Below are 8,687 nucleotides of genomic sequence, written 5' to 3'. Positions count from 1 at the left end.
GGACGGTCAGGGTGCTGCCACCGCCGCCGCCGTGGCCGCCGCCGGGAGCTTCCAGGGTCTGGAGGTCGAGAAGAACCATGGGATTACCTCACTTCTTGGGGGTGTGAACGGGCTAGTGGCAGAGCAGGAGGCTGAGGTTGCTCGGCTTGTAGGACTCGCAGCCGAGAACGGTCAGGGTGCTGCCACCGCCGCCGCCGTGGCCGCCGCCGGGAGCTTCCAGGGTCTGGAGGTCGAGAAGAACCATGGGATTACCTCACTTCTTGGGGGTGTGAACGGGCTAGTGGCAGAGCAGGAGGCTGAGGTTGCTCGGCTTGTAGGACTCGCAGCCGAGAACGGTCAGCGTGCTGCCGCCACCGCCGCCGCCACCGCCGGTGGGGGCTTCCAGGGTCTGGAGGTCGAGAAGTACCATGTGCTTACACCTCCTTCAGTGGCTCGTGGGAGCGGAGCCGCTCGGCGGATTCATGCACAGGCAATGCCATGGTCAGGGCACCTGTGCCGCCGGGCGGCCCGGTAAAGGGGAGGAACACCGGCCGGTCGTGCAGCGCGGTGCTCATCGCGAACAGGACTCCGGCCGTGCCGGTCGCGAAGTCCATGGAGAGCCTGAGCAGTTGGTCGCCCGGGAAGGCCAGCCCGCCGCCGTAGGGCAGCGCATGCCAGCTCAGTCCGTGGATCTGCTCGGCCAGGTCGATGTCGGGATCGTGCGGCGCCGGTCCCAGGCCCGCGGCGAGAGCCGCGATCATGCCGCTCCGGCCGGTGAACAGCCCCGGCTGGACGAAGAAGCGGCCCTCGGTGACGCGCCGGCAGCCGCTGAGCGCGGCGCGGAAGTCGTCGTCGTCACGGTGGGCCAGGTAGCGGGAGAGGACCACGCCGATGCCCACGGAGCCCTCGTCCAGGTAGGGCAGCGTGCGCCAGCCCTGGCTGACCTGCAACGTGCCGTCCTCGCCCGAGACGCAGCGCCGCAGGTCCTGCCGGAGCGCCACGGCGGCCCGGTCGAGCAGCGAGGCGTCGCCGGTCCGCTCGTAGGCGTGCAGGAACAGCAGGGCGGGACCGGAGGAGCCGTACATCAGCCCCGCGCGGGGATTGGCCCCTCCGCTGGTCGCCGGCACGTCGTCGGGGCCGCCGAGCCTGTCGGCGCAGAGGTCGACGATCTGGAGCGCCAGGTCGGTGAACGCCTGCTCCCGTGTCGTCCCGCCCAGGTGGAGCAGGTTCAGCCCGACTCCGGCGAGCCCGCCGAACAGGCCCAGCTCCAGCGACTCCCACTTCTCCCGCAGGCACAGCTCGACCGTGTCGAGCGCGTCCTGGCGGTGTCCGAGCAGGTCCAGAACGTAGGCCACGCCGTGCAGGCCGTCGTAGAAGCCGATGCCCGTCCCCCGGACGGGTGCCAGCGCCTTCCTGCGCAGCCAGTCCTCGTGCTCGGGGAAGCGGCCCAGCCCGGCCGCCTCCAGCGCGTAGAGCACGCCCGCCGCGCCGTAGGCGAGGTTGACGCCCCCGCCGGCCTGGAACTGTGCCACGTCGCCGGGGAAGAGCCGGTCCTCCCGGCCCGGGGTGGCGCTCGCCATGATCGCCCGGCACATCGCCTCTCTGGCCCGCGGCCAGCCGTCCCGGTCCAGCCGGGGGATCGGCCGCGCCGTCACCGGCGCCGTCCCCATGATGGTCCGGACGGCCTCCTCGACCACCTCGGGCGGCACGGGGAAGGTCTCGGTGACGAGCCCGGCTAGATGGATGACCTTGGCCCGGTCGAGCGGCAGCATGATCGTGAGCTGGGGGGCGAACAGCCCCAGACAGAGGCAGGCCAGGGCGTAGACGTCGACGTCGACGCCCTGCCGGTCGGACGGCGCGCCGAAGGCCGGGTGGGCGAGGGCGGCCCGGCCGCGGTCCGCGGCGAGGGTCGCGACCTCGTAGTCGATCAGGACCAGCCGCCCCTCGCCGGTGAGGAGGATGTTGTTGGGGTGCAGGTCGCCGAAGACCACCCCCCGCCCGTGCAGGGACTCGACCGCCTGCCGCACCTTGGGGAGCACGTCGAGCACCCACTCGGTGTATCCGGCGATGGTGTCCTGGTCGCAGCCGGCCCGGGTCAGCGGATATCTCTGCACGAGGAGCCGCTGCAACGGATTGCCGTCGACGAACTCCTGGACCAGGAAGTGGTGATCGCCGAGCGTGAAGTAGTCGAGCAGCGCCGGCACCGCGTCCAGCCCGGCCAGGCGCTCCAGCATGTCCCGCTCGTGCGCCAGCCGCGTCACCGCGTCCCGGTCGGCGGCGTCGAGCCCGGCATGCGGGCGCGCCTCCTTCAGCACCACCCGTTCATCGGTGCGCAGGTCCCGGCCGAGATACACGCCCCCGCCGTTGGAGAACTGGATGACGCTCTCGATGGCGTACGGCAGGTCGTTGGTCGTGACCGCGTTGCGGGCGGCCAGGTGAGGCTCCAGGAACCCCGGAAGCGTCACCCAGGCCGGCAGGTGGAAGGCCGCTCCACGCGTGTCGGGGACCAGCCGTCCCTCGCCGTCCTCGACGGCGAGGACCAGCTCGCCGTTGCCGCCCAGGCAGCGCCGCGGCGTGAAGCCGCCGTACCGCACGTAGAGGGGGCCCTCGCCGTAGCGGAGGTCGCTGAGGATATAGGGGCCGCTGACGCCGCGGAGCAGCTCGTCGAGCTCCTTCAGCGTGAGTTCGAGCTGCCCCTCGTCCAGCGGGTAGATCGTCACGAGTTTGCCGCTGGACCCGCGGGCCGCCGCCTTGGAGTTCAGCATCGTCATGACCGGCCGGTTGCGCAGGAACTTGAACGCGATTCCGCGAGGCACGCAGTAGTCCCAGACGGCTTCCATCGCCCGCTCGGCGTCCTCCAGGCACGCCGAGACGTGGATCTTCCAGCCCTGTGCCGGCGTCCGGGTGGCGAGGGGCGCGTAGTGCATCCACGTGTCGGTCGCCTCGTGCTCCCAGCCGTCCGGGACATCCCGGGTGGCGAGTGCGAAATCGGGGTGATCTCCCCGGCGGCCGTCAAGGGTGTCGTAAAAGAGCCGGTCCGCGAGGCAATAAAGCTCATACTGGTCATTCACGGCAATCTCCCTGCTGTCTTCCAGAAGAGAGAATTACGGATAACCCGAGAAATCACCAGTTACAAACTCAACTACTCGTACGTGCGAACTTCACAGGTCTAATCATGAGCATGTGCGCCACCTGGGCTTTCGCATTGAAAATGAAACTTATTCGGAAAATTTTCGCGGCACTTCGGCGATCAGGGTGAACCAGCCGCCCTCGCCGGCGGTCGCGCGCACCGTGCCCCCGAGCCGGGCCGCCCGGTCGCGGAGATTGCCCAGGCCGTCGCCGGCGGACGGCAGGGGGGCCCGCCCGGGGGCGCCGTCGTTGGCGACGGTCAGCCGCAGCAGGCCGTCGCGCTCGGCCAGCTCGATCACGCAGGTCCTGACCGCGCTGTGCCGCAGCATGTTCGTGACGCCCTCGCGGACCACGGTCCCCAGCGTGGCGCTCACCTCCCGGGACAGCCCCGCTGCCTCCATCCGGACCGTGCAGGCGGCCCCGAAGCTCGTGAGGAGGGCCTGGGCGCGCATGCTCTCGCCGTGCAGGGACGGGTGCCGGTGCGCCTTGGAGACGTTGCGCACCGCGTGCGCGGCGTGCCGTACGGCCTGGAGCGCCTCGCCCAGATCCCCGCGCAGGCGCGCGTCGCCGGCCGCCCGCCGGTAGGCCAGCTCGCTCTTGATGGAGGCCAGCCACAGCCAGTGCCCCACGAGGTCGTGCACGTCGCGGGCGAACTCCTCGTGCGCGCGGGTGACGGCCCTCTCCTGCTCGGCGCGCAACCGTCTGATCCGCAGCGCCAGGGTGACGGTTACGCCCAGTGAGATCAGGACGATCCCGGCTATGGCGACATATAGCTGGGGTGGCATCGACCGACTCTCACTAGAAGGGCGGCATACCTGGACATAAACTCAAGAAATCGTTTAACTGTCAATGAAAAAGAACAATACTCTGCGGTAGAGGGGTGATCGCAAAGAATGGTGCCAACGTTCATCCATCAGTTCCTCCCAAGGGGACCACCGCCTTTAGGCGACGGGGGAATCGGGAGCGGGAGGGCCGTCAAGGCCCGAGCGTGCCCTGACCGGTCAGGTCTGCGCATGTGGGATCTCCGATCGTCGCACATTAGATGGGCGATGCTGTTATAACGATCGTATGACTCGTCAAGTGCGCACCTCTACCGGCGCGGCCTACGACCTCGGATACCACGTGGTGTGGTGCCCGAAGTACCGTCGCCCGGTTCTGGGCGGGCGGGTCAAGGACCGCCTTGAGGAGTTGATTCGCGCCAAGGCCGACGAGCACGGCTGGGAGATTGTGGCGCTGGAGGTGATGCCCGACCACGTGCACCTGTTCGTCAAGCCGCACCCGAAGAACTCCCCGTCGTACGTGGCCAACCAGTTCAAGGGCTTCACCTCCCACCACCTGCGTGCCGAGTTTCCGCACCTGCGCTCCCAACTGCCGACGCTGTGGTCACGGTCGTACTTCGTGGCCACGACCGGCGCGGTGTCCGCCGATACCGTGCAGCGCTACATCGAGACCCAATACGAGCGCGTCCCCAAGGGTGGGGGCGCTCGTGCGCAGGTCGTTTAAGTTTCTGCTGCGTCCCACCGCCCGCCAGGCCGCCGCGCTGACGGCGTGCCTGGAGGACCACCGCGCCCTGTACAACGCCGCGCTGGAGCATCGTCGCACCGCTTATGCCAAGGTGAAGGTGAGCGTCCGCTACGGCGAGCAGTCCGCCGACCTCAAGCACATCCGCGCCGACGACGCGGGCGGACAGGGCCGGTGGTCGTTCTCTTCCCAGCAGGCCACGCTGCGCCGCCTGGACAAGGCGTTCCGCGCGTTCTTCGACCGCCTCAAGGCCGGGCGCACGCCGGGCTTCCCCCGCTTCAAGGGCAAGAGGTGGTTCGACACCGTCGAATGGCCCAAAGATGGCGACGGCTGCCGGTGGGACTCCCAGCCCGAGCACCCGACCGCGACGTTCGTCCGCCTCCAGGGCGTCGGGCATGTCCGCGTCCACCAGCACCGCGCTGTGCGTGGCACCGTCAAGACGATCAGCGTGAAGCGGGAGGGTCGCCGCTGGTTCGTGGTGCTGTCGTGCGACGACGTTCCCGCCGAACCCCTGCCCACCACCGGCGCGGCGGCCGGGATCGACCTGGGGGTGGCGTCGCTGGTCACCACCTCCGACGGCGAGCACCTGGACAACCCGCGCCACCTTGCCGCCTCCGCCGACCGGCTGGCCGCTGCTCAGCGGGACCTGGCGCGTAAGAAGCGTGGCTCCAGGCGGCGACGTAAAGCGGCGGCGCGGGTCGCCGCCCTGCACGGCAAGGTCCGCCGTCAGCGCCTGGACGGCGCACACAAGGCCGCCCTGCGACTGGTCCGTGACTATGACGTCATCGCGCACGAGGACCTGCGGATTGCGAACATGACCCGCTCGGCGTCTGGCACGATCGAGGCGCCCGGCCGGAACGTCGCTCAGAAGTCCGGCCTCAACCGTTCGATTCTCGACGCGGGTTGGGGGGTGTTCCTGACGATCCTGTCGCACAAGGCTGAAAGCGCCGGTCGAGAGCTGGTCGCAGTGAACCCCGCCCATACCTCCCGCACGTGCGCCCGATGCGGGCACGTCGCGAAGGAGAACCGTGTCAGCCAAGCCGAGTTTCACTGCCAGCGGTGCGCACACGTCGCGCACGCCGACGTCAACGCGGCGATCAACATCTTGAGGGCAGGGCTTGCCCTTCGCGACGTCGCGCAAGCGGCTTAGCGAGAAGCCGCTCCCTTCAGGGAGCGGAGGAGTCACAACGTGTTGTTATAACCCGTCCCGCCGGGCGGGACCGCCGGCGCGGGTGGTCAGCCGGAGAGGGCGTCGCGCACGAGGGCGGCCCCTGCCGGGGCGGCGGCGGTCGTGCCTGCGACCGGACGGTGAGGAGTCTCGGCCGTCCGGCGGTCAGTCGAAGGCGAGGAGACCCGGCTCCGTCCGGCGGTCAGCGGAAGGCGAGCGTCGGTGAGGCGGTGAGGGGTCGCGGCCGTCCGGCGGTCAGTTGAAGGCGAGCGGCAACGGGACCAGCAGGTAGGCCCCGCCGAGCAGGGCGGCCCCCGCCACCAGCAGGAACAGCAGCACCCAGAACCCGCCGGGCAGGAAGGTCAGCCGGGCGAGCTGGTCGGCGTCGGAACCCGGGGCGTGGCCGTGCCGCCGCTTGCGCTGCAGCTCCACGATCGGCCGGACACCGCCGAACAGCAGGAACCAGACGGCAAGGTAGGCGAGGACGGCGTCCACGTCGGGCGGGGCGTACCAGGTGAGGGCGGCTGTCGCCCCTCCGGTGGCCACCAGGCTGACCACGCCGAACAGGTTGCGGATCAGCAGCAGCATGCAGAACAGCAGCGCGATCACGACGGTGATCAGGATCGCCACGTAGCCGGCGGAGGTCAGCCACGCCCCGCCGAGCCCCAGCAGGGACGGGGCGACGTATCCGGCGGCGGCGGTCAGGATCATCCCCGGACCGGTGGGCCTGCCCCGGGTCAGGGTGACACCTGAGGTGTCGGAGTGCAGCCGGATGCCCTGCAGCTTGCGCCGGGTGAGCAGCGCCGCCAGCGCGTGCCCGCCCTCGTGCGCGATCGTGATCAGGCCCCGGGACAGCTGCCACGACGCGGACCACGTCACCACGGCCAGCGCCGCCAGCGCGGCCAGCAGCACGATCCACAGGGGCGGCCCCACCTGGGGCGTGGTCAGAGTCACCCAGACCTCGGACAACGATCACTTCTCCTTCACGGCGTCGGAGCAAAGCGTCCCATGACATCCGGTGTGCTGGCGATAAAGTCGTGGATGTGCAGAGCATCATTCCAGAGCCGGCCGACGCCGACGTCCCCGCCTGGTGGCGGGGCCTGGGCCTGTCGGGTCTGGCGGACGTGCACGTCCACTTCCTGCCCGAGCGCATGGAGCGCCGGGTCTGGCACCACTTCGAGAACGGCGGCCCGCTGATGGGGGCGGGGTGGCCGATCCACTACCGGGTGCCCGTGGAGGAGCGGGTCGCGCGCCTGGGAGAGCTCGGGGTGAGGGCGTTCTCCGCCCTGGCGTACGCGCACCGGCCCGGCATGGCGGCCGACCTCAACGCCTGGACCCTCGACTTCGCCCGGCGTACCCCCGGATGCCTCCCCTCGGCCACCTTCTACCCCGAACCCGGGGTCCTCGACTACGTGCGGGACGTCCTCGACCGGGGAGCGCGCATCTTCAAGGTCCATCTGCAGGTGGGCGACTTCGACCCCAGGCTCAAGGAGATCGACGAGGTGTGGGGGCTGCTGGCCGAGCGGGGCGTCCCCGTCGTGGTCCACGCCAGCTCGATCCCCCTGCCCGGCCGCTGCACCGGCCCGGTGCCGATCGCCGGGGTGCTGGCCCGCCATCCCCGGCTGGCCGTGGTCGTCGCGCACCTCGGCATGCCCGAGTACGAGGAGTTCTTCGGGATGGCGGAGACCTTCGCGAACGTACGGCTCGACACCACGATGACCTTCACCGACTTCGCCGAGCGCCGCATGCCGTTCCCCGCCCGCCTCGGGCCGCGGCTGCGTGACCTCGGCCTGGCGGGTAAGGTCCTGCTCGGCAGCGACTTCCCGAACATCCCCCACCCCTACGCACACCAGATCCACGCGCTGGACCGTCTCGGCCTCGGCGACGACTGGCTGCGGGCGGTGTGCTGGGACAGCGCCGCCGATCTGCTTGGTCTTTCTCCCGACGACACTCGGTCGCCGGGAGAACGATGATCGGGGGACCCGCGTGAACGACCAGAACGCCGCGCTCATCAGGACTTTCTACGACGCCTTCGGACGCTGTGACACCGACGCGATGGAGCGCTGCTACCACCCCGAGGTCACGTTCGGTGACCCCGTCTTCCAGGAGCTGGAGGGCCGCGACAGGGTCATGGGCATGTGGCGGATGCTGCTCGGCCGCAACCGTGACATCGGGGTGGCCGTCCGGGACGTCAATGCGCGCGACCACGACGGCGCGGCGCACTGGACAGCCCGTTACACCTTCGGCAGGACGGGCAGAGAGGTCGTCAACGAGATCGACGCTCTGTTCCGGTTCGAGGGCGGCCTGATCATCCGGCACCACGACGAGTTCGACTTCAAGCACTGGTCCAAGATGGCCCTGGGCCGGCCGGTGGGGCTCTTCTTCGGCTGGACCCCGATGTTCCGGGCGACGATCCGGGGTAGGGCGATGCGGTCGCTGGAGGAGTTCATCGAAACTCCTTGAGTGTGGAGACCCCGGGCTTCAGTCCTGGGGAGGAAGCGCGGTACGGTGTCGCACGGTGTTTCTCGAAAGCGCGGGCATGGTTAACCGGGCTCGCAATATCGTGTGGGGCGTGGCGCGGATCGTGAAGCGGGCGTTCAAGTTCCGCTTCTACCCGACCCCCGGGCAGGCCGAAGAGCTTGCCCGGACGTTCGGCTGCGCCCGCCTGGTCTACAACAAGGCGTTGGAGGAGAGGACCCGCGCCTACACCCTTGAAGGCCGGAAGGTCTCCTACGTGCAGTCGTCGGCGGCGCTGACGGAATGGAAGCGCACCGAGGAGCTGGCGTTCCTGAACGAGGTGTCGTCGGTGCCGTTGCAGCAGGCGCTCAGGCACCTGCAGGCAGCGTTCGCGAACTTCTTCGCCAAACGGGCGAAGTATCCGACGTTCAAA

The 8,687-nt window shown here is 69.6% G+C and carries 11 protein-coding genes; 5 read left to right on the top strand and 6 right to left on the bottom strand.

Annotated elements, in window-relative coordinates:
• The 5 genes from CA984_RS40245 to CA984_RS40225 form a co-directional block, all read right to left on the bottom strand.
• On the bottom strand, positions 1-79 hold a 79-nt coding region (locus CA984_RS40245), incomplete at its 3' end, for a SapB/AmfS family lanthipeptide (RefSeq protein ID WP_133061923.1).
• 33 nt (positions 80-112) lie between these two features.
• Positions 113-244 carry a SapB/AmfS family lanthipeptide gene (locus CA984_RS40240; RefSeq protein ID WP_012892884.1) on the bottom strand — a complete coding sequence of 44 codons (132 nt, stop codon included), beginning with the start codon at positions 242-244 and terminating at the stop codon, positions 113-115.
• 33 nt (positions 245-277) lie between these two features.
• Positions 278-409 (bottom strand): SapB/AmfS family lanthipeptide, encoded by a 132-nt coding sequence (locus CA984_RS40235; RefSeq protein WP_086578608.1) that lies wholly within the window; start codon positions 407-409, stop codon positions 278-280.
• 4 nt (positions 410-413) lie between these two features.
• Positions 414-3,050: a class III lanthionine synthetase LanKC gene (gene lanKC, locus CA984_RS40230; protein WP_086578607.1), complete on the bottom strand. Its 2,637-nt coding sequence runs from the start codon at positions 3,048-3,050 to the stop codon at positions 414-416.
• A 147-nt stretch (positions 3,051-3,197) separates the two neighbouring features.
• Entirely contained in the window at positions 3,198-3,893 is a 696-nt protein-coding gene (locus tag CA984_RS40225; protein ID WP_086578606.1) for a sensor histidine kinase, read from the bottom strand.
• Between the two features lie 283 nt (positions 3,894-4,176).
• Here CA984_RS40225 and tnpA point away from each other — a divergent pair, with 283 nt between their 5' ends.
• Both tnpA and CA984_RS40215 read left to right on the top strand, forming a co-directional pair.
• Positions 4,177-4,611, top strand: a complete 435-nt coding sequence (gene tnpA / locus CA984_RS40220) for an IS200/IS605 family transposase (protein ID WP_086578605.1) — start codon at positions 4,177-4,179, stop codon at positions 4,609-4,611.
• A complete protein-coding gene (locus CA984_RS40215; RefSeq protein WP_086578610.1) occupies positions 4,595-5,779 on the top strand; it encodes an RNA-guided endonuclease InsQ/TnpB family protein in 1,185 nt (394 codons plus the stop codon). Before tnpA ends, CA984_RS40215 begins: the two co-directional genes overlap by 17 nt.
• Before the next feature lie 273 nt (positions 5,780-6,052).
• Here the strand turns inward: CA984_RS40215 and CA984_RS40210 are convergent, their stop codons facing one another.
• On the bottom strand, positions 6,053-6,766 hold the full coding sequence (locus CA984_RS40210; protein ID WP_086578604.1) for a M50 family metallopeptidase: 714 nt from the start codon (positions 6,764-6,766) through the stop codon (positions 6,053-6,055).
• A 74-nt stretch (positions 6,767-6,840) separates the two neighbouring features.
• On the opposite strand from CA984_RS40210, the gene CA984_RS40205 reads away from it, so the two are divergent.
• The 3 genes from CA984_RS40205 to CA984_RS40195 form a co-directional block, all read left to right on the top strand.
• Entirely contained in the window at positions 6,841-7,770 is a 930-nt protein-coding gene (locus CA984_RS40205; RefSeq protein WP_207621221.1) for an amidohydrolase family protein, read from the top strand.
• A gap of 13 nt (positions 7,771-7,783) precedes the next feature.
• A complete protein-coding gene (locus tag CA984_RS40200) occupies positions 7,784-8,260 on the top strand; it encodes a nuclear transport factor 2 family protein (RefSeq protein WP_086578603.1) in 477 nt (158 codons plus the stop codon).
• A gap of 109 nt (positions 8,261-8,369) precedes the next feature.
• Positions 8,370-8,687: RNA-guided endonuclease InsQ/TnpB family protein (locus tag CA984_RS40195; RefSeq protein ID WP_165781601.1), on the top strand; the 318-nt coding region annotated here is incomplete at its 3' end.

It is taken from the genome of Streptosporangium minutum (genome assembly GCF_002149035.1).
In the GTDB taxonomy this organism is placed as follows: domain Bacteria; phylum Actinomycetota; class Actinomycetes; order Streptosporangiales; family Streptosporangiaceae; genus Streptosporangium; species Streptosporangium minutum.
Note: the sequence above shows the minus strand (reverse complement) of the source record. Positions and strands in the feature narration are given on the sequence as shown.

Bases quoted from the DNA above. Each gene is read 5' to 3' on its own strand.
- CA984_RS40240 (WP_012892884.1), bottom strand. From the start codon at position 244: ATGGTTCTTCTCGACCTCCAGACCCTGGAAGCTCCCGGCGGCGGCCAC.
- CA984_RS40235 (WP_086578608.1), bottom strand. From the start codon at position 409: ATGGTACTTCTCGACCTCCAGACCCTGGAAGCCCCCACCGGCGGTGGC.
- CA984_RS40225 (WP_086578606.1), bottom strand. From the start codon at position 3,893: ATGCCACCCCAGCTATATGTCGCCATAGCCGGGATCGTCCTGATCTCA.
- tnpA (WP_086578605.1), top strand. From the start codon at position 4,177: ATGACTCGTCAAGTGCGCACCTCTACCGGCGCGGCCTACGACCTCGGA.